15 protein-coding genes are annotated in these 21,853 nt (G+C 58.4%); 4 read left to right on the top strand and 11 right to left on the bottom strand.

Annotated elements, in window-relative coordinates; genetic code table 11:
* Positions 1-303: 303 nt before the first annotated feature.
* From KQI65_16590 to KQI65_16550, 9 genes are all read right to left on the bottom strand, one after another.
* Positions 304-891: a superoxide dismutase gene (locus KQI65_16590; protein MCB2206364.1), complete on the bottom strand. Its 588-nt coding sequence runs from the start codon at positions 889-891 to the stop codon at positions 304-306.
* Between the two features lie 261 nt (positions 892-1,152).
* Positions 1,153-1,839 (bottom strand): cell wall-active antibiotics response protein, encoded by a 687-nt coding sequence (locus KQI65_16585; GenBank protein ID MCB2206363.1) that lies wholly within the window; start codon positions 1,837-1,839, stop codon positions 1,153-1,155.
* 87 nt (positions 1,840-1,926) lie between these two features.
* The gene (locus tag KQI65_16580) at positions 1,927-2,742 is read right to left on the bottom strand and encodes a mechanosensitive ion channel (protein ID MCB2206362.1); all 816 of its coding nucleotides are present in this window, start codon (positions 2,740-2,742) and stop codon (positions 1,927-1,929) included.
* A gap of 58 nt (positions 2,743-2,800) precedes the next feature.
* Entirely contained in the window at positions 2,801-3,250 is a 450-nt protein-coding gene (locus KQI65_16575) for a hypothetical protein (GenBank protein ID MCB2206361.1), read from the bottom strand.
* A gap of 96 nt (positions 3,251-3,346) precedes the next feature.
* Positions 3,347-5,548 (bottom strand): amino acid permease, encoded by a 2,202-nt coding sequence (locus KQI65_16570; GenBank protein MCB2206360.1) that lies wholly within the window; start codon positions 5,546-5,548, stop codon positions 3,347-3,349.
* A 107-nt stretch (positions 5,549-5,655) separates the two neighbouring features.
* A complete protein-coding gene (locus KQI65_16565) occupies positions 5,656-6,702 on the bottom strand; it encodes a 6-phosphofructokinase (GenBank protein MCB2206359.1) in 1,047 nt (348 codons plus the stop codon).
* Positions 6,703-7,090: 388 nt separating this feature from the next.
* Positions 7,091-8,767, bottom strand: a complete 1,677-nt coding sequence (locus tag KQI65_16560; GenBank protein ID MCB2206358.1) for a 4Fe-4S binding protein — start codon at positions 8,765-8,767, stop codon at positions 7,091-7,093.
* Between the two features lie 9 nt (positions 8,768-8,776).
* Complete coding sequence (locus tag KQI65_16555) at positions 8,777-9,763, bottom strand: DUF362 domain-containing protein (GenBank protein MCB2206357.1); 987 nt, start codon at positions 9,761-9,763, stop codon at positions 8,777-8,779.
* Positions 9,764-9,867: 104 nt separating this feature from the next.
* The gene (locus KQI65_16550; GenBank protein MCB2206356.1) at positions 9,868-12,660 is read right to left on the bottom strand and encodes a tetratricopeptide repeat protein; all 2,793 of its coding nucleotides are present in this window, start codon (positions 12,658-12,660) and stop codon (positions 9,868-9,870) included.
* Positions 12,661-12,877: 217 nt separating this feature from the next.
* Here KQI65_16550 and KQI65_16545 point away from each other — a divergent pair, with 217 nt between their 5' ends.
* From KQI65_16545 to KQI65_16530, 4 genes are read left to right on the top strand one after another with little or no spacing between them, the layout of a single operon-like run.
* Positions 12,878-13,474 carry a thymidine kinase gene (locus KQI65_16545; protein ID MCB2206355.1) on the top strand — a complete coding sequence of 199 codons (597 nt, stop codon included), beginning with the start codon at positions 12,878-12,880 and terminating at the stop codon, positions 13,472-13,474.
* On the top strand, positions 13,471-14,826 hold the full coding sequence (locus tag KQI65_16540; protein MCB2206354.1) for a NupC/NupG family nucleoside CNT transporter: 1,356 nt from the start codon (positions 13,471-13,473) through the stop codon (positions 14,824-14,826). The genes KQI65_16545 and KQI65_16540 overlap by 4 nt, the downstream gene beginning before the upstream one ends.
* On the top strand, positions 14,826-15,656 hold the full coding sequence (locus KQI65_16535; protein MCB2206353.1) for a purine-nucleoside phosphorylase: 831 nt from the start codon (positions 14,826-14,828) through the stop codon (positions 15,654-15,656). Before KQI65_16540 ends, KQI65_16535 begins: the two co-directional genes overlap by 1 nt.
* 3 nt (positions 15,657-15,659) lie before the next feature.
* Complete coding sequence (locus KQI65_16530) at positions 15,660-17,948, top strand: hypothetical protein (protein MCB2206352.1); 2,289 nt, start codon at positions 15,660-15,662, stop codon at positions 17,946-17,948.
* A gap of 55 nt (positions 17,949-18,003) precedes the next feature.
* Here the strand turns inward: KQI65_16530 and KQI65_16525 are convergent, their stop codons facing one another.
* Positions 18,004-19,677 carry a hypothetical protein gene (locus KQI65_16525; protein MCB2206351.1) on the bottom strand — a complete coding sequence of 558 codons (1,674 nt, stop codon included), beginning with the start codon at positions 19,675-19,677 and terminating at the stop codon, positions 18,004-18,006.
* The coding region (locus tag KQI65_16520; protein MCB2206350.1) for a hypothetical protein at positions 19,674-21,853 on the bottom strand (2,180 nt) is incomplete at its 5' end. The genes KQI65_16525 and KQI65_16520, both read right to left, overlap by 4 nt.

The following is a 21,853-nucleotide window of genomic DNA, read 5'->3' as shown; positions in this document are numbered from 1 at the left end:
GGTTTTACCGAGATTGAAGCGGGTCCAATTTCGCCACCTCACCAGCACCATCCCCACCTCGATGCCACCATTATGCAGAATCTGCATAAAACTGTCTCAGGGAGTACCATTTTGGCCGATTCAACGTGTGGACGATGTACCCTGCCGGACCGCCTGACAGGAGTGCCCGGCACATCCTGGGTTCTCCGCACTGCATCCAAACGCCACTGGGTTGAAGGTTTCGACTGGAAACACAAGCAAACACCCCGGCCAGAGGGTTCCGACCGGGGTGCTTCTTTCGAGAGAGTGAAATTTTGATGGGGATCAGAGCTGGGCGTTTACCCAGTCCCAGTTGACGACATCCCAGAAGCCTTCGACGAATTTCGGGCGGGCGTTGCGGTAGTCGATGTAGTAGGCGTGCTCCCAGACGTCGATGGTGAGCAGCGCGCGCTTGTTGTGATGCATGGGGGTGTCGGCGTTGGACAGCGGGAGCAGTTCGAGCTTGTTCTCGGCGTTCATCGCCAGCCAGCCCCAGCCGCTGCCGAAGAGTCCGGTGGCCGCGTTGGTGAACTGCTCCTTGAAGGCGTCGAAGCCGCCGAAGTCGCGGGTGATCAGCTCGGCGATCTGGCCGGTGGGGGCGCCGCCGCCTGATGGACTCATGCAGTTCCAGAAGAAGGTGTGATTCCAGATCTGGGCGCTGTTGTTGAACAGGCCGGTGTTGCCTTCGGCCGCGGATTTGACGATGACGTCGTCGAGCGCCATGTCGTCGTACGGCGTGTCCTTGATCATTCCGTTGGCTTTGTTGACGTAGGCGGCGTGATGCTTGCCGTGATGGTAGTCAAAGGTCTCTTCCGTCAGAAACGGCTTCAGCGCGTCCTTCGCAAAGGGCAGATCGGGCAGTTCAAATGCCATGGTTTTCTCCTCTGAGTTGGGAAATCAGTGATCTGTATGAGAAAAAAGATGAACGCGACATGAGAAGGTAACATAGCAATTTCGCCCCCAATGCAAAACAGTCCCGCCGAAACGGGACTGCTCAGTAGTGCCACACGAGTGGGCATTGACCTGGTATGATTCCATTTTTCGATTTTTCGATCTTTCCATGGTCAGAATGAACGCAGAGCGTTCGGAAGCGACGTCCCCACGCGGAGCGTGGGGACGATGAGCACAGAGAAATCAGTTCTTTATCTCCACGCCGCCCATGATGGATTGTCCGCGGATGATGAGGCGTTTGTTGGAGGTGGCGCTGCCGCGGGCTTTGTTTTCGTAGCCGCCGAGGAAGGCCGAGCCTTCGAGGGCGACATTCCATTGCTCAGGGACGCGGAGTTCCACGCCGCCCATGAGTGTGAAGATGTCGAGTACGGCGATTTCGCCTTCGGGCATGTCGGCGTCACGGAGGTCGACTTCATGTCCGCCCATGATGGCACTGAGATTGCCGCCCCTGAAATGCTGTGACGTGCTGCGCTGCTCGAGTCCGCCGAGTATGGCAGTGCCGGAAATGAGATCGTCAGCTTCTTCGGTGATATGTTCGGTCGAGCCCTGCGTGCGCCAGATCAGCGCACCGCCGATGGCGATCAGCAGCAGTGGCCAGAACGACCAGATGCGCGTGTCGATGATGTCCAGCCGGTTCAGGAGCAGGATGACGCCCACGACGGCCACAAAAGCGCCGAAGATGCGTCCGCTGCCCGGACCGGGTTCCACCAGGCGAACGCCGCCGAAAATAATGAGAAGAACGGGCCAGAATCTGAGAACTCCCCGGGCGTCGATGATGTCGAAATTGCCGAGGGTAAGGACGACGCCGAGCATGAGCACGACGACGCCAATGACAGTACGGGATGTAAGGGAAAAGGATTTTGAACTCACGATCGAAAACCAGTGCTGTTGCGAATGATTTCCAAGTCATACGAAGCAGTCCCGCCGTTGTTGCGGGACTGCCTCATAATCGACAAATCAGTTGCTGGTCTGCTGGAACAGGTGCACGTCGCGCTGAGGGAACGGGATGGATATGCCTTCCTCGTCCAGTCGCAGCTTCATGCGCTCGGTGATATCGAAATACACAGCCCAGTAATCGGCGGTTTTCACCCAGGGACGCACGGCGAAGTTGACGCTGCTGTCGGCCAACTCGAGCACGGCGATCGTGGGAGCGGGATCCTTGAGCACACGTTCGTCGCTGTTGACGACTTCCGTCATCACCTGCTTGGCTTTCTTGATGTCATCGTCATAGCCGATGCCGAACACGAAATCGATGCGGCGCGTCTCCTCGACGGAGTAGTTCGTGATGGCGCCGCCCGTGATCTGCGCGTTCGGAATGACGACGCGCTTTTTGTCCGGTGTCAGCAGTGTTGTGGTGATGACGGACACTTCCTGCACGCTGCCGCTCACGCCGCCGGCTTCCACAAAATCACCGGCTTTGAAGGGACGCAGTACGATGAGCATCACACCTGATGCGAAGTTCGAGAGCGATCCTTGCAGGGCGAGTCCCACCGCGAGACCGGCCGCACCGACAATAGCAACGAGGGACGTGGTTTCCACACCGAGCTGTCCGAGTGCAGCGATGAACACCACAGCCATGAGCAGAGCCGTGATGATGCTGACGGCGAATTTGTTCAGCGTCTCGTCCACTCCCTTGCGTTGCATCAGTTTGCTGACGAGGCCGCCCAGCATTTTGACAACAATGCGTCCGAGTATGACGATGACAATGGCAATGACAATGTCGACCGCGTAAAGCTGCACAGCCTGCTCGAGATAGTTCCAGATGTCCTGCATAATATCCTGTCCTGTTGTTGAAAAAGTGTTTTCGTGTGTCGAATTCAATATTCCGGGATCACTGGGGCGTAAGGTCCCCGCTGTTGTATCCCATCTCCTCATCGGCCACGTTCACTGAGTAATCGACCCAGATGCGTGATGGATAATGCTGCAGTGAATCGTATTCCAGATCGAATTGCGCCACATCGTTTGGATCGATGTCCTGCGCAAAATCGAAGAGCTGGTCTACGGTCTTGTACCACTGCAATTCTTCCCGCGTCAGCATGGTGCTGTCTTCAAGCAGCATGCCGGAGACAAGCGTGTCGGCACGGACGACAAGGCGTACGGGCGCTCCGCCGTGGAAGCAGAAACAGAGGCGCGATTGCGTGATTTCGTAGTCGTGGATGTTCAGGTTTTCCCAGGCGGTACGCTGCTGCGTCAACTCGGTCCAATCGCGCGGGGTGACGGACGTGTCGTCGTCACAGGCGGTAAACAGCAGGACAATACAACAAATGGCGAGCAGTTTCATGAAAACTCCTTGCTTGAAGGTGAATACATCCGCGTCGCATGTGTCTCGTATGCGTCACATTGTACGGTCGCAGTCGTCAGTATGTTATAGCTGTCGTCAGATTTTTCTGCGCAGTCCGGCAAAGCCCCGCGCGGGAGCACTGCCCGCAACATAATTGGCCCTAAAGGTGCGCATGGCTGCGGGATCGCCGATGACGGTGATGCGGTCGCCCACTTCAAGCACTGTTCCGCCGCGTGGGACGATGACTTCATCGCCTCGATGCAGCCAGGTCACCAGGCAGCCGTCGGGAAGCTGCAGTTCACGCAGCGAGCGTCCGACCATCGGTGCGGTTTCCCCGGCATCGCGAATCGTCAGCAGCAGCGAGCGTTCGTCATGCAGAAGGGCTTCCTTCAGTTCTTCGGTTGAGGCAGCACTTTCCCATGAATTCATGAAATTCTCATCGTCAACGCGTCCGGCAATCTGTGCCAGGATACGGAGATGCTGACCGGGATTCCGTTCGGGACTGACGAGGAAAAATGTCGCTGCGACGTCTTCCTCCTCGTCTTTGCCCGTCAGGGGATTGTTGAAACAGATGTGAATGCCTTCCCGCGCGCGGACGAGTATCATCTCTGCTTCCTCGAGTCCGTCGACCCGCAGATGGGGCAGGGCCACACCATGGGTAACAGGCGTTGCCCCGATGCGCGTTCCCTCCATAAAGAGTTGACGGATTTCATCCGCTGTATGCGGCACGATGCGCGAGAGCCAGCCCGACACCTGGTCGACTACACTCTCAAACGTCACCTGCTGCTTGAGATCGATGACCATGCTGCGTGCGACGATCTGATCGAAGGGATCCTCATCCCTCAAGCCCTTTTCCTTCATGATACCGCGCAGTTCCTGATCGAGTCCGTCATACCGCGACCGTCCCAGGCGCTCAAACACATGGTAAATCGCTCCGGTGCGTCCGATGCGTCCCTTCGCATACCAGGAATACCAGGCCACCCCGACAACCACGAGTCCGACCGTAAACACAATGCTCATGAATCCCATATTCGCGATCAGCACCATCGGTGCCAGCAGTCCCAGGATCTGCATCCATGGATACAGCGGCGAACGGTAGCCGGGATCATAACTGTCGATGCGGCTTTCCCGCATGACGATCACCGCCAGGTTCACCAGGGCGAACATCAGCAGCTGGAAGGCGCTTGCAAGCTTGGCGATGCCCGCTGCGTCGAGAAATACAAGGATGATCACGACCACCGCGAGGGTGACAAGGATGGAAATGACCGGTGTGCCCTTGCGGCTGAGACGATAGAAGATGCGCGGCATGAGATGGTCACGCGCCATGGCGAGCGGATAGCGTGATGCGCTCATCATCCCGGCATTGGAGACGGAGATGAAGGCGGCGAGGGCGGCGAGACTGAGTAGGACGACACCCGGACGACCCAGGAACTGCTCCGCTGCCGTGGCGACAGGAGTCAGATCTCCGGCGAGCTTCTCCATCGGCAGCACGCCGACCATGATGATGGTCCCGAGCGCGTATATCACCAGGGCGCTGCCGAGCGCGAGGAACACGCCGAGCGGAAGATTGCGCTCCGGGTTCTGCACCTCCTCGGAGAGACTGGCCACCTTGGTGACGCCGACGTAGCTGATATACACGAGTCCGGAAGTCGACAGAAGGGCGGCGCTGCCGGCATCGAAAAAGCCCTCGAAACGCACCGCCTGCAGATGCACACTCCCGTCCCCGATAAACACGGCCAGCATGCCCAGCAGAAAAATCACGAGAAACACCTGGAAACGCCCGCTCTTCCCTGCCCCGTAAATATTGAGGATTGCCAGTGCGATGGCCACCGCCACTCCGAAAACCGTCATCGGGAGGTCACTGTAAAAGAGTCCGATATACGCCCCCATGCCCACCAGTGCAAAGGCGACTTTCAGCACCAGCGCCAGCCAGGTTCCGAGTCCCCCGATCATCCCGGTCACGGGACCCAGTGTGCGATCGAGAAAATAATACACTCCCCCGGCGCGCGGCATGGCCGTGCCGAGTTCTACAATGCTGAACATGGCGGGGATCAGCGGGATGGCGGCGATCAGGTAGGCGAGAATCATGGCAGGCCCCGCCTGCGCTGCCGCAATGCCGGGAAGCAGGAAAAAGCCCGCGCTCAGCGTCGTGCCCGTCGCAATTGCGTATACGTCGAGAAGCTTGAGCTCCTTGTTCAGGCGGCGCTGTTTTTTGACTTCTATCACCAGTGTCTCCCGGTCGTGCTCGGATCGGTCCGTCTCGCTGCGACATAGCGCAGCGGTTATGCGCAAGTACATCAATACTTTGCCGCATAATTGGTAAATGAGGCTTAAAAAGCAACTTGTGTGTGTGTGTGGAACGCTTATCCGGGTGTGCGAAATGCATATCCGGGTGTGCGCAGTGGTTATCCGGGGGTGCGTCCGTCTCCCAGGCAGGTCCCCACACCCCGGGCACTCAATATCCACGGGTGATCGAGGGGAACGGATTTGCGTTTGCCGACAACATCTTCGAGAGGAACGGCGACGACACCTTCTCCCTGCGAGGCGACCATGATGCCGTATTTCCCTTCATGAATGAAATTCGCACAGGCGGTACCGAGCCGGGTGGCGAGCAGGCGGTCGTAGGCCGTGGGGGCCCCACCACGCTGGAGGTGGCCGAGAATGGTGACGCGCGATTCGAGTCCGGTACGCTTCTCCAGCTCACGCGCGAGCTGCATGGTATCGCCGCTTTCGCCTTCTTCGGTGCCTGTGGGACGCGCACCTTCGGCCACAACGACAATACTGAAGTTCTTTCCTCCCCTGCTCCGCCTTTGAATACTGGCTTCGACGGTGTCGAGATCGTAGGGGATTTCCGGGATGAGGATGACATCTGCTCCGCCGGCTACACCCGAGCCGAGCGCCAGCCAGCCCGTATTGTGTCCCATCACTTCGAGCACGATGATGCGGTGATGACTGTGCGCCGTGCTGTGCAGGCGGTCAATGGCCTCGGTCGCGATCGAAAGTGCCGTATCGAAACCGAAGGTGATGTCCGTCCCTGCAATATCATTGTCGATGGTTTTCGGCAGCGTGACGATATTGAGTCCCTTCTGCGCCAGCTTCCAGGCATTCTTGTGCGTGCCGCCGCCGCCCATGCATACGAGCACATCGAGATGATGCTTGTGATAGTTCTCGACGATCACATCCCGCATGTCGAGCGTCTTGCCGCCCACGGGCATACGATGCGGCTTTTCCCTGCTGGTACCCAGAATGGTACCTCCCAGCGTAAGAATCCCCGACAGATTGTTCTTGTCGAGACGAATAATGCGGTTCTCCACGAGTCCGCGAAACCCGTCGCGGAAACCGACGAGATTCATCTGGTAGGAACCGGCCAGGGCTTTGCCCAGCGCGCGAAGAGCGGCGTTGAGTCCGGGACTGTCGCCGCCCGCTGTCAGTACACCAACGGATTTAGTCATGTATATGCTGCCGTGCCTTTCGGAATTATGCAGGTTGCGGATATGGCCTCGCGCCATCTCGCATCACAACCATGAATCAATATATAATGTGAATCCCCCCGGGGCAAAGGTCATCAGCCCCGGGGCAAAGGTTAACTGCCCTGGGGCAGTGCACAGCAAACAGAAACACTTGAGCTGTTTTTTTAACTTGACAATATAGATACAGAAAAGTAATTTGCGAATGAGATTGGTCCAGTGCCTCTGAGTAGGCTCGATAGGGTTCGCCCCGCTGGACATCATTTCAGGGCTCGCTGCTATTAGATAGCATGCGAGCCCTTTTCTTTTTGGTCAAGCCAGGAATTGGTCCGGCATTTCCGTACGGAAGTTAGACAACTACCACAATAGGATGTCAGCTCCGGTGGGTGTCAAGGAGGATGCGGTTGCGGGGATTGCGGGTTTCGCCGACGCTGCTGATGGTGATGGCGGGAGCGCCTTTGACGGGACAGGCGTAGGTGCAGGCGCCGCAGCCGACGCAGAGCGCGGGATCGACATGCGGCTGCTTCAGGTAGAGATACTCGCCTTCGCGGTTCTGTACTTCGCGCTCTTCGAAGTAAATGGCTTTGGGGGTGGTGGGACACCATTCCTCACACACGATGCATTCTTTCGCCATGGCGTAGGGCAGGCAGCGGCCCGTGTCGTAGAATGCCGTGCCGATGCGCAGCGGAGGATTCTCCGTCTCCTCTTTCCCCGCTTCGGGCACCCAGGCTTTCTCGGTTTCAGTGAGTTCGTCAATGGCGCCGGTGGGACAAACCTGCGAACACAGCACGCAGGTGGGCTCGCAGTAACCGATGCGCGGCATGAGCATCGGCGACCATATTCCCTCCGCACCGGCCTGCATGAAGGTCGGATGCAGCGCGTTGTTGGGACAGACGTTCATGCACTCCCCGCAGCGGATGCAGCGCGAAAGGAATTCCTTCTCCGGAAGTGAACCCGGGGGACGCACGAGCGTGGGGTCAGGGATGCCGTCGGGCTGCGTGGCTGCGCGAAGGACGGGAATGCTCAGGAGTCCGGCACCCGCCGAAGCAAGCACGGTCCGACGCTTGATGCTCACCGCCTGCGTGCTTTCCTCACGTGAAGGATAGAAGCGGAAATCAATACCGGATTCGGGACAGCTGGCGACGCAGTTCATGCACAGATGGCATTCGGTCTGATGCCATGTCTCCCCCGGCTCGGGATTGTCGCCACCCTGGCAGTTGAGTCCGCATTTCCCACAGTCCGTACACAGCGATGCGTGTTTTTCCAGTCCGAGAATCGAGGTTTTGGACATGAGGCCCAGCAATGCGCCGAGGGGACAGAGTCCCCTGCACCAGAAGCGCGTAATGAAACGGTTTGCAAGCAGGATGCCGGCAAACAGCAACAGTATCAGGAAAGTCTGATCGAACACGACGACGTTCGATCGGATCAACAGCAGGTGCGAGAGCCAGGCGAGTGGAGTGAGAAGGAAATCGGCAGGACCGCTGCTCTGCACGCTCCATGCATAGATGTCATGCGTCAGCACATTCCAGCCGGGAAGGATGATCAGCGCCATCGATCGTGTCAGCAGCGCAATGGGATCGAGCAATCCGATCTGCGCCGAGCCGTACAGCGCCGCCGCCAGCATGAAGGCGAGAATGCCATATTTGATGTTCTGATACGGTTTCCAGCGATTGCGCTCCAGTCGCCTTTTCCCCTTCATGACCCCGGATCGCACATACGCGATCATGTGATTAATCGTGCCCATCGGACACACCCAGCCGCAGAAAAAGCGTCCCACGAACAGCGTACCGACAATGACGATCAGCGCGAGAAAGAGGTTGCGATACAGCGTATGCGTACTGATCACCGTGGTGATGGCCACGAGCGGATCAAGTTCGAGGAAAAGATCGACGGGTGCCGAGATTTCCGGAAGGGCATCCGGCGAGTCGAGCGCGCCGATATTGGTCTGCAGCAGCAGAAAAAGAAACAGAAGCAGGAAGAACGCCTGTGAAATGCGGCGAAGCCAGCGGAGTCGCTGATAGGTGCGGAAACGTGTGTTGGGTGTCTTCATGCCCGCGGATCAGATCGTGATGTCGTCGAATGGCAAACTGCGCCAGTCCGCACTGCCGAGTCCCTCTTTCGCCGCCAGCGCTATCCACGGCATGTCCTCAGGCGCAAGATCGAAAAACAGCTCGCCGCCGCAGGAATCGAGCGCCACCTGATCATTGGAAATGACCAGCATGCCACGTTCTTCGACATCGGCGAGACTGCCGCCCTGGGGTCCGTTACGGAGAAGGACGCGTGTGGCGTCGAGCAAGGTGAGTGTGGGACGCAGGAAGGCGCCCAGGTCGCAGAGGCTCTGATGGATTTCCTGGTGGAGGCGACTGCGATTGCCGCCGAGTATGCCGTAGAGATTTTTCATGCCCAGGGTGGCACGTGTCAGACTGTGATGCTTGGCGATGGGCAGATTGATGAAGCGGTCGGCTTCGAGATAAATGTCGTATACCTCCTGCTTTCCCAGCATTCCTCCACCGAGATTCACTTCCCGGAAATGCGCATCCTGCGGAAGCTGCACTTCCGCCCCGGCCTCCCGCGCCGCGGCGGCAATGCCGCTGCGATTGAAACAGCGCGTGGCATCGTTGCAGGTGACATCCGTCACTACTACACGAGCGGCCCCGGCATCATAACACTGCTTGACGACCTCACCGACGACAGCGGGATTCGTGTTGGCGGCCTGCTCGGGTTTGCGATCCCAGCCGATGTTGGGTTTGACCACGACGACTTCACCCGGCTGTATGTGGGCGGACATCCCTCCCATCGCCGCAAGCGCCGCTGCAGTCATGCGCGCGGGATCCTTCGACTGTTCCGATCCGCGCACGATGGCCAGTCTGGCGTCTTTTCCTTTTGCCCGAAGGTCACGCCGCTGCACTTCACTGCCTTCCTGCCGGAAGGGATGGCGTACGGGTTCATGGAGGAGAAACGCTCCACCTGATGCGAATACGGCGAGTCCAGCAGCTTTGCCGGTGCGTTCCAGGAATTCCCTGCGATTAAGTGGTCGGTCTTTCATACGGCCTCCTTTATAGGACCATAAGCCAGGAATTTCTTTTTTTCAAGCAAACATCCATTGCAGACACTGTCAGTGCAGTGCTCTCTTCATTCCTCACCAGGGAGTCAGGATGTGTACTGGGTAATCACTTCCCGCAGTTGTTTCATGCGAAACGGCTTGGGTAGATAGTCGGTACAGCCTGCTTCGAGGCTGCGTCGGCGATCGTCTGCGAATGCGTGTGCGGTGACGGCGATGATGGGGAGCGCGGAATAGGCCGGATTCTGACGGATGCGTCGCGTGAGCTGTAGTCCATCTTCATCACCGCGCAACGAAATATCCATGAGGATAATATCAATATCCTCACTTTCAAGAACGGACCATGCAGCCATGGCGTCGTCAGCGAAGGAGAGCATGTACAGAGGTTTGAGGATGAGCTGCAGGAATTTCTGCGTCTCCATGTCGTCTTCCACGACGAGCACATGCACCTTGCCTTCCCTGGCAGGTTCGGGGTCGATGATGGGTATCGGTGCGGATTCCCTCTCCTCCTCGGATACCACAGGCAGATGCACCGTGAAAGTCGTACCGAGTCCCTTGCGGCTCTTGACCAGGATGCTGCCGTCGTTCACGTCGACATAGCGTTTGGTCAATGTCAGTCCGAGTCCGAGTCCATCATACGCCCGCGTATACCCGCCTTCCTCCTGCGAGAAACTCTGGTACAGGCGCTGGATGTATTCTTCCGACATCCCGATGCCGCTGTCTTCGATAATGACCGACAATGCGCTGTGCCGGCATTCGAGGCTGATGCGAATCGTGCCTTCGTCGGTGAATTTGACGGCATTGTCGAGCAGGTTGCGCAGCGCCTGCGCGATGGAGTAGCGATCGACATGCACGGTCACATCCGCGCAGGATGGGATCAGATCCACCTTCAGTCCTTTATCCTCGGCGAGGGGACGAACTTCCTCAACAAGCTCCATGATCATGTCGAGAACCGAACATGCCTCCCTGCTGACCGCGTAGGTGCCCGATTCGAGAATGGAAAGGTTGAGAATCTGATCAACGGTACGCAGCAGACGCCGCACCGCGAGGTCGACCTTGTTGAAGTGGTCGATTTCATCGGCGCTCAGGCGGTCGCGCAGATCGCCTTTCAGAATGCCGAAATATCCCATGATCACGTTGAGCGGTGTGCGGATTTCATGCGAGATGCTGGTAAGGAAGGCGTGCTTCATGCCATCAGCCATCTCGGCCATTTCCTTGGCCTCAATCAAATCGCGTTCTATACGTTTCCAGTTCGTCACATCAAGCATGAAGCCGATTCCATACCGCGCCTTGCTTCCTGACCATGTCAGCGGTGCAGTGCGCATGGAAATGTCGATGAGCACCTGGCTTGTCGTCGTTGTGTATTCCCCTTCGTATGCACCGAGTTCGCCCTCGATGGCATTGCGCAGCGCGGGAACGATGCGATCGTCATTCAGCTCCGTCATCTGAAAACCTTCGAGGCGTTCACGTGTCGAGCCGACGATATCGACAAAGGCCTGATTGACCTGGATGAGCTGCAGACTATTGTCGTAGAGAAAGACACCGACCGGAAGACGCTCGAAGAGCATACGGTATTTTTCCTCGGACTGCGCCAGCTCCTTGTTGAGCGTCTGCAGCCGGGCGTTCATGTCACGTATTTCCTTGCTCTTCGCCTCCATTTCCCTGCTGCCCTGTGCTTTGACGCGACTCAGGTACAGGGCGATTCCGGCAAGGATGAGTAAAAGAACCGCAACGACAAGAAGGAACAGCAGGAGATCCTGCTCGCGCGATTCCTCGAAATCCCTGAACTCCATACCGCTGCGTTCTTTGCGATACAGATTTTCCGCTTCGACCAGACGTTCACGATCGAGCAGCGAAAACATTGAATCGCGAATGGCAACCGAGCGGCGCAGCAGCCGGAATGCCGCGTCATCATTGCCCGAAAGTTTCTCGACCTGCGAAGCTTCGTCGAGCGCTTCGGCCAGCACACTTCCGACTGCGCCGGCATCCGCCAGCTTCACAGCTGAAGCCAGGGCTTCACGGGCTCGTTTCAGATCACCGATCATGCGGTAGCCGCGTCCGAGATGCGTTTTGATCTCCGCGGCGAGATTGCTGCTGCCGACAGCTTCCGCAATGGACAGTGCCTGGTTGTAGGAATCGAGAGCCTCACGGATATCACCCATGCGCAGGTACACATCGCCGAGACGACTGAAGTTTTCCGCTACCGGAGCACTGTGGAGTCCGATGGATTTCAGTTCCGCGAGTGCGCGGGTGTAGCTGATACGGGCGGAATCCATATCTCCGGACTGCATATACAGACGGCCGAGACTGCTGTATGACTGTGCGATCCCGCGCTTGTTGTCCTGTTCCAGCCGCAGGCGGAGGGAGCGGTCGATGTTCTGACGCGCCTCCTGCAGCTGTCCGAGGGCAAACAGCGTTTCCGCGAGGTCGTGCATGGTCTGCGCCCGGCCGAGATCGTTCCCGAGCGAATCGAACACCGAGAGCGCCTTGAGATGCAGGGTGAGTGACTGATCATATCGTCCCATACTGCGATAGACGCTGCCGAGTCCGTTCAGCAGCCGCCCCCTTGCCTGCGCGTCATGGAGACGAAGTGAGAGTCCTTCAGCCATCTCAAATGCTGAAAGCGCGATCACATTCTCACCTGCATGTTCCAACGCATGTGCACGCAGTTCCGCGGCTTCGAGACGCTGCTCGTCCCTGCTGGCAATGGCCGAGGCCCGCTGGGCAATGGCGGCGGACTTGACAGGATCGGTGTCGAGAAACGTTCTCGCGCTGTCGATACGCAGATAGAACAGCGACACCTCTTCCTGTCCGTACAGCGAACGGCAGGAGGGTCCTACAAGCAGGAGCAGGAGAGTAAGTATGGAGTATATATTCTTCACGAATGGATGTGCTCTCGTCGTAACGGAAATATCAGCATGTTTGCCGTCCTCTGCAAGTCGGCAATGGGATTTCTCACGACGGCAGACCACTGCACGTCTGCATTTCATTCGGGAGAAAAATCGCTGTACTTTTCTTCCTGCCGGCGGCGATTGTTTCCGTGTTGATCCTGCCGCTGCGCGGCACCTCCATATCCATTATTTACAGCATGTAGAGCACATGGTCGACAGTATTCCCGTCAAGAGTCTTCCCCGAGATACCGGATGGATTGAAGTCATCTGCGGCAGCATGTTCAGCGGTAAAACCGAGGAACTGATCCGCCGCCTGCGCCGCGCGCAGATCGCGCGTCAGCGCGTAGCGATATACAAACCGGAAATTGACAACCGCTACGCCGAAGACCGCATCGTGTCGCATAGCGGTGTGTCCCTTGCATCCATTCAGGTCAGCTGCGCTGCCGACATTCTCGAAAACATCGGTGATGTGGATGTCGTGGGCATCGATGAAGTACAGTTTTTCGATCTTGACCTGGTCGATGTCTGCGAGAAACTGGCAAATGACGGACACCGGGTGATTGTGGCGGGACTCGATCAGGATTACCTCGGGAAACCGTTCGAACCCATGCCGCAGCTGCTGGCCGTGGCGGAATACATCACGAAAACCCTGGCTATCTGCATGGTCTGCGGAAATCCCGCGAACAGGACGCAGCGCGTGACACGTAATGACGCCCGTGTGCTCGTCGGCGCGGCCGATTCCTACGAAGCCCGCTGCCGCAACTGCTTTACGACCAATCTCGAGGAGGTCACGAAAGCCGGATGATCGAAAGTATCGGTCGTGGACTCCTGGGCATGCTGCTCATTCTCGGTATCGCCCTGCTCTTTTCCCGCAGCCGTCGCAGCGTGCGGTGGCCGCTGGTGGTCAAGGGACTCTCGGTGCAGCTGTTTTTCGGCATCCTCGTGCTCAAGGGTACAGCTCTCGCAGCCCTGTGGTCGCCACTGGGCTGGCCCCGCGTCGCATTCGATTTTCTCAGCCGTGGCTTCGTCAAGGTGCTGCAATTCACCACCGACGGTGCCATGTTCATCTTCGGCGACCTCGCAATCAGTCCCGGCCAGCCCGCCTCCCTCGGTTTCTTCTTCGCCTTCCAGGTACTCCCCACCATCATCTTCTTCGCCTCCCTGATGTCCGTCATGTACTACCTCGGCATCATGCAAAAAATCGTGCAGGGCATGGCCTGGATCATGGTCAAGCTGCTCGGTACCAGCGGCGCGGAAACGCTGTCGAACACCGCCAACATTTTTGTGGGACAGACGGAAGCACCGCTGATGATTCGTCCTTTCCTGAAGGACCTCACTGAATCGGAACTGCTGACGGTGATGGTGGGTGGACTCGCAACCATTGCAGGGGGCGTGATGGCGGCATACGTGCAGATGCTCGGATTCTCATACGCCGAACTGCATGGCATCGCGGTGCATGAGGCGCAGGTGCGTTTCGCGGGACAACTGCTGGGCGCAAGTATCATGGCCGCTCCGGCAGGCATGGTGATCAGCAAAATCCTCATCCCGGAAACCGGGAAGCCGGTGACGCTCGGACGCGTGCATATTCCCCACGAAAAAAACGCAGCGAACGTCATCGATGCCGCCGCCAGCGGGGCGTCGGATGGACTCAAGCTTGCACTCAACATCGCGGCGATGCTGCTGGCCTTCATCGCCCTGATCGCAATGGCCAATTATCTGCTCGGACTTGCAGGACGCATCGGCGATCTCAACACCACACTCGTCGCGACCTTCGGCAAACCACTCAGTCTCGAACTGCTGTTCGGCCTGGTCATGCAATTCCTTGCGTACGGAATCGGCATTCCCTGGGCGGAAGCCTTCCAGGTGGGAAGCCTCATGGGCAGCAAACTCGTGCTCAACGAATTCGTGGCATATCTCGAAATGTCTGAAATGCTGAAGGCAGGAAGCCTGTTCTCGGACAAGGCCATCACCATGTCGGCCTTTGCCCTCTGCGGCTTCGCGAATTTTTCTTCGATTGCGATACTCATGGGGGGACTCGGTCCCCTCGCCCCCGAACGTCGTCCCGACATCAGTCGTCTCGGACTGCGCGCCCTGCTGGGCGGCACCCTGGCGACGATGATGACAGCCACCATCGCTGGAATACTGACAGGATTCTGATGCAGCAACGACCGCATATCGGCGACGCCCTGCCCGGAACATTGCAGCAGGCGCTCAGTGAGTTTCTCGATGGGAGCATCGACGGCGCCGTCGTGCTGGGGTCGGGACTCGGCGGCTTCAGCCAGCATCTCCCCTGTCTGCGCAGCATCCCGACCACGGATCTGCCCTCCTACCCGCGTTCAACAGTTGAGGGACATGCGGGGGAACTGCAACTCTGCGAACTCGGCGAGCAGCGTCTGCTCCTGTTTCGCGGACGACTGCACGGGTATGAGGGACGCGGTCCGGAAGAAGCCGTGCTTCCCGCACGCATCGCCTCGCATTTCGGGGCCTCGAAACTGCTGGTCACCAATGCCGCCGGGGGCCTGCATCCGACATTTCGTGCCGGGGATTTCATGCTCATCACCGACCTGCTGTCCCTTCCCGTGACGCAGCATATGGGACTCGAACTCGAGCGCTATCTCGCCAGCCCGCTTTCACCAGGCCATGAGATATTTTCTCCCGCACTGCTCGGTGCCGCACGCCGCGCTTCGGCAGCAACAGGCATCGAACTCCGTGAAGGCACGTACGGATTCTGTTCGGGTCCCACCTACGAAACCCGCTCCGAAATCGGTTTCTTCCGCATGGCCGGAGCCGACGCCGTCGGCATGTCCACCCTTCCCGAAATCCTTGCCGCGCGCGCACTCGGACTCGACGTACTCGCGCTCTCCTGCATTACCAACAAGGCGAGCACGATGCCTCAGCATGTCTCCCATGCTGAGGTTACCGAGGTGGCCGATCGCGTCGCCGACAGCTTTTCGCGACTGCTGCACAGCATGCTTGAACGGTGGTGACCGATGCGCCACGCCTTCTTCTTTCTCGTTCTCATCGCCTTTTCCCTCCAATCAGTTGAGGCGCAGGACAGCACAAGCATTGACCTGCGCGGACTCGCGGCATTCCGCGTCGGTGACGATGATGTGTGGCGTTCGAAATACATCGATGAACAGGAAGACTGGAACTTCATTCCCGTCCCTGGTGCCTGGGAGCAGCATGGTTTTCCCCTCGTCGACGGATTTGCCTGGTACCGCGTGCGTTTCCGCATCCCCGACTCGATGCGCGATGACAGCCTGCTGCTCGTGATGAGCGGCGTCGATGATGCCGACGAGACCTTTCTCAACGGCGTCCTCGTCGGCAAAACAGGTTCCTTCCCTCCGGATGCGCGTTCCGAACTGCGATCGCTGCGTGTGTATCCCCTGCCGCGTTTCATTCGTGAGGAATTCAATCTCCTCGCCGTCCGTGTCTACGACCGCGGCGATCGTGGCGGAATCACGGGAAATATTTTCCGCATCGTGCGCGCACAGGACATGCACCGCGTGCTCGACGAAATCGTTGACGCACCGCCACTCACTCCTCCGCATTTCATCAGTAACGGCGTCATGGTTTCAGCCATCGACAGCGACAGTGGCCGGGTACTCTGGACGCATCCGCATGCCTATGGGCGCTTCAATGCCGATCTTGCGACGGAGCGTATCCTGACACGGCTTTCACTGACCATGGATGCGGACGGCGTGACGCGCGCGTGGCTGCCTGACAGCTTCTCGTATTACGGAGCAACAGACATCTGCCACGCGCAGGGCAGCCTCGGCAGCGAAGTATTCTGGTATCACCCGATCAATGCGGCCGAACGCATCCTTGTCGTCGCCGTGCGCCAGCGTCCTGAAGATGAACGTGAAGCGGGATTAATTTTTGTGATGGATCGCCCGTACTGGCGCTATGAAGAGCGCGAGGAGGAAGGAGCGGATTCCCGCATGACCTATCACCTTCTCGCGTACAATTCGTGCTGCACCGAACTGGTGGATCGCGATATGGAAGCATTTCTCGAACGTGGCGCAGAAGCGTACGGACTCGATGCTGAAATCGCCCGGCGCACACGGCGTCTTTCCACCATGCGCTATCTTCCTGAATCCCTTCGTCCCGCCGAGAAACGCGTCTACCGCCGCGCCGTCAGCACCCTGCTCGCTACCCAGGTGCGGGAACCCGGTCTGGCGGAGGGACAGATACTCACCGCCCTTCAGCCCCCCACACGCACCGCGACTCATGCCGCTGATCACCTTCTGGCGGCTCAGGCACTGGCCGGAGCCGGCATGGCCGATGCCGCGGAACATGCACTCGATTTCATCGCTGCTGCCGGACATGAGCGCTACAAGCTCTTCGATGTCTTCGGCACCCAGCACGGTGTAGGCTTCCCCTACCTCGTCTCCCCCGCCGCGTATTTCGGGACGGGCGAGGAGTGGCAGTGGCAGAATGCCGATGATGCCGTACTGCGTTATGACGGCATGGCACGCTACCTGATCGCTTTCGACGCATTGCGTGAGGAAAGGAAGCGCGGCGCCATCATTGATGGACAACAGTTTTCCGACAGCAGCTTTCTCGCACCACACTGGACGCGGCTTTCATCGCTCGTGGCTGATGTGCTGATGTACAGGCTGGATGATGCGGGACTACTGGCGCAGGACGAGAGTCCCTGGGGCGCCGGTCTCTCCGACCTCCCTTCACCGTGGACTACCTTGCTCGCGGCACGCTCCCTGCGCCTGGCGTCCGGTTACGCCTCTGTGATGCATGACGATCTCAAGCGCTTCCTTTACGCTCAGGCGGCGCAGCGGGCGGAGGATGCGGTTGCTTCGCTTGCTGCCGACATACTCGCGCAGGATCAGGCGGATGCACTGTCTCCCGTGCAGCGTCGCTTTTTCCACCCTTTCATTATCGATGCGATAACCATGGGACTCTTCCCGCGGGGCAGCAAGGAAGCTGCGCTGGCACTCGATATCGTCGAGCGCGGTTTTGCCGTCGAAGACATGCCGCTGTACTACAGCGCGGAGCCGGGTGGGGACTGGTTCGCGCGGCAGGCGCGTCCCCAGATCGCCCTGCGTCTGGCTCGTGCCTATGCCGCAAATGGCAACCTCCCCCGGGCGGAAGCGCTGTTCGCCGAAGTGACGCGACAGGCCGACGCACATGACGGAATGCTGCCGGAACTGATTGAACCTGTCTCCGGGAATTACTATGGTGGCCTCCCACACACCCCGACTGCGGCCGACTACATCCTCACCGCCGAATTCCTCATCATGAAACGGCTCGAAGCCAGGTAGCTGAAGCGCAGACGCAAGGTCTCAACATCGAGTCATGCTGTTGCGCCGCTTCACCTCACCTGAGGCGCATGCTGATTTCCGTGTAAATCCTGTCGTTGGTGACGACGCCTTCCCAGTAATGTTCGTAGCTGAGCGAAAGATAAAACAGTCTGCTCAGCCGGTAGTAGGCATCCAGCGAGACTGTGGTACGATTGACTCCGGAACCGTCCCCGCTGTAGGTATAACGGTACTGCTGCAGACGCAGTGCGGTGTACAATCCCTCGAGCAGATCCCTGTTGATCTCGAGTCCGTAAGATGTCGACGTATTGAATATGTTGTCGGCCCAGCTCCCGAGCAGGTACACATTGCTGCGGGATTCAAGGAAATTCGACCATGTGAACCTACCCGCCAGCGATTGTGCGGTTTCCGAACTGTTGTCCTGCGTACGAAGCGACGCAGTCAGCGACGCGTACATGCCACCGGGAATGTTTACTCCCGCACTGAGCCTGTAGTTCTGCAGGCGCGCATCCCGGAACAGGGAGTCGGGTATCCCTGCATAGCTGCGCAGGAAGAAAATGCTGCGGCGATTCGCATACGAGGCGGTTGTGGAAACCCAGCGTATGGGACGCCAGGTTGTGGACAGGTACAAATCCGTCAGATGCGGCTGGAAATGACCGCTGCCATCGTCCGCGTCATAGAGGTCGAGGCTCGCATTCTGATACAGCGTCACTTTCCCGCCCAGCGAAAGGCTGTTGACGAGGTAGAAATACCCTCTGTCGACGGCACCGTCCCGGTACGTCTGTGCAAACGCGGCGCTGCTCCTGAAATACGCAGCATTCCCGCCACTGCGGTAGGCGCCGTACGCGGCGACTTTCTGATCCCTGAAATTCAATTCCGAATTCTGATATCCCGGCTGCGATCCGGCAATGGCACCGGCTTCCCACGCATCGTTCTGCACGCGCAGCATTCCACCATCCACCGTCCCTATTCCCCCCACCGTGTACGGCACGAAACGTCCCACGGTCGCGCGCACCGGACCATCGTCTTCCCCGTAATTGAGCGCAAACTGATAGAAGCGATGCCGCCAGCGGTCCTGCGTCACTCCCCTGCGTGCATCATCGCTGCGGGCGTCATAGCGGTGATTCGAGTAATACTGCAGCTGCAGCGGCAGCTCCATGATATTGTCCATCATCAGGTTGACGCGGGCTGCAGGCTGTGTGAATGCCGCACCGCTGATCCTGCTGTTGAACAATGCATAGTACTGCATGGACACACGTCCATGGATCCGGAATTCCCTGCTGTCTGATGCAGCGGCTTCGAGCGTTGCGAGTGCGGGGGGCGCCTCGCGCTGCACCGTGCGCATTTTCGCGGTGTCGGCACCGGTGAGTTCCGTCCGAGGAGGCACGACGATGCGCGGCACGCGGGCGACGACGCTGTCGCCTTTGACGATGGTGCCCGTCTTGCTGAGGATGTTCGCGGAAAACGAAGACGATGCCAGGTGCGCCACCATGAGCACGCCGACGGATTTGCCTTTCTGCAGCACACGCACCGTGTCGTTTTCCCGCAACCCATGCTTGCGTCCGATGCTGCCGTAGACCTGCGTACTGGTGACGTACGTCACCTGTCCCCCGACCGTTTTCATCCCACCTTCCTGCGTCCCGTCGTCCTGCGCCAGCAGCGCAGCAGCCGGGAACAGCAGCAGGAAAAGGAAAAACGCCAGCGCTTTCATGAACCCGCCCTGCTCTGTCATGGCTCCCTTCCGTTGGGGTGACAGCCACTGTTGGCGCAGGAAACGCAATTACTGAAAGAGTATCCCGATACGCCCTGATGTTCGTTATCGAGTTCATTCTTGTTGCTGTGCTCGTGGCAGCTCGTGCAGCAGTAAGTGCTCGTTACATTCGTGGTGTGACACTCGGAACAGTTATTCCACTCATCCTGATACTTATGCTTCACGCTGCCGTATATCGGGAAACCGGTTGGTGCGTTGACGTTGTGCGCGGTGCGGAAGATTGATGCGGGTTCCCAGGCGGACTGCGTGTGACACACGGTGCAATCGTGATTGAGATTCATGGCCTGGTGATTCGCAGGCGAGGTAGCCTGGTTGTAATCACTCTGATGGCACTGGTAGCAATCGGTATAGGTGATGTTGAAGTTGCCACCGACATGACAATCCAGACAGGTGGCTGAAGTATGCGCACCTGTGATAGGGAATGCGGTGTTGGCGTGGTCGAAGGTCGAAGGCTGCCAGGCGGTGGTGGTATGGCAGGTCGTGCAATCCTGTGGGAACTGGTTGGACGCATGTGGAGGATTGCTCGTGTTCTGATAATCGGTCTGATGGCACTGGTAACAATCGGTATATGTCAGCGCGTAGTTGCCGCCTGTGTGACAGTCGATGCATGGACGCGCCTGATGTGCGCCCGTGAGCGGGAACGCGGTTGCGGCATGGTCGAAACTCGAAGGCGCCCAGGCGTTCATGTCATGACAGGTGCTGCAGTCATGCGGGAACTGGTTCGAGGCATGCGCCGGATTGACCGAGCTGTTGTAATCGGACTCATGACACTGCCAGCAGTCCGTATACGTAATGTTGTAATTTCCACCGATGTGGCAGGACTGGCACGGCTCTGCCGCATGCGCGCCCTGCAGCGGGAAGTTCGTCTGCGCGTGATCGAAGCTCGAAGGCGTCCAGGCCGTCTGACTGTGACAGGTCGTGCAATCCTGGCTGAACTGTCCCGCCGCGTGGTCCGGATTCTGTGTTGCGTTGTAATCCGTCTCATGGCACTGGAAGCAGTCCGCGTACGTAATGGTGTAATTGCCACCGATGTGGCAGGACTGGCACGGCTGCGCCGCATGTGCGCCCTGCAGCGGGAAGTTCGTCTGCGCGTGATCGAAGGTCGCCGGGGTCCAGGCCGTTTGACTGTGACAGGTCGTACAATCCTGGCTGAACTGTCCCGCCGCGTGGTCGGGATTCTGCGTGGCGTTGTAATCAGCGGCATGACACTGGAAGCAGTCGGTATACGTGATGTTATAGTTCCCGCCAACGTGGCAGGACTGACACGGCTCCGCCGCATGCGCACCCTGCAGCGGGAAGTTCGTCTGCGCATGGTCGAAGTTCGAGGGCGTCCAGGCTGTCTGACTGTGACAGGTCGTGCAATCCTTGCTGAACTGTCCCGCCGCATGATTCGGATTCTGCGTCGCATTGTAATCCGATTCATGACACTGGAAGCAGTCCGTATACGTGATGCTGTAGTCGCCTCCGATATGACACGACTCACAGGCCTGCGTCGCGTGTGCTCCGGTGAGCGGGAACTGTGTCTGTCCGTGATCGAATGAGGACGGCACCCACGCAGTGGTCGTGTGACAGGTGCTGCAGTCATGCGCGAACTGCGCGCTCACGTGATTCGGCTGCGTGGTCGCGTTGAAATCGCTCTCGTGACACTGGAAGCAATCGGTATACGTGATGCTGTAGTCGCCTCCGATATGACACGACTCACAGGCCTGCGTCGCATGTGCTCCGGTCAGTGGGAAGTTCGTCTGCGCGTGATTGAAACTCGAAGGCACCCATGATGTTGTCGAATGACATGTCGTACAGTCATGTGCAAACTGTGCGCTTACGTGATTCGGCTGTGTCGTGTTATTGAAATCCGTCTCGTGGCACTGGAAGCAGTCGGTGTACGTGATGCTGTAATCACCACCGATGTGACACGACTCACAGGCCTGCGATGCATGGGCTCCGGTCAGCGGGAAGTTCGTCTGCGCGTGATTGAAGCTCGATGGCACCCAGGTCGTGGTCGTGTGGCAGGTCGTGCAATCATGTGCAAACTGCGCACTCACATGATTCGGCTGCGTCGTATTGTTGAAATCTGTCTCATGGCACTGCCAGCAGTCGGTGTAGGTGATGTTGTAATCGCCGCCGATGTGACAGGATT

It is taken from the genome of bacterium, from assembly GCA_020444325.1.
Taxonomy (GTDB): domain Bacteria; phylum Bacteroidota; class Ignavibacteria; order SZUA-365; family SZUA-365; genus BM516.
The sequence above is the reverse complement of the archived record's forward strand: the minus strand, read 5'-3'. Positions and strand labels throughout refer to the sequence as shown.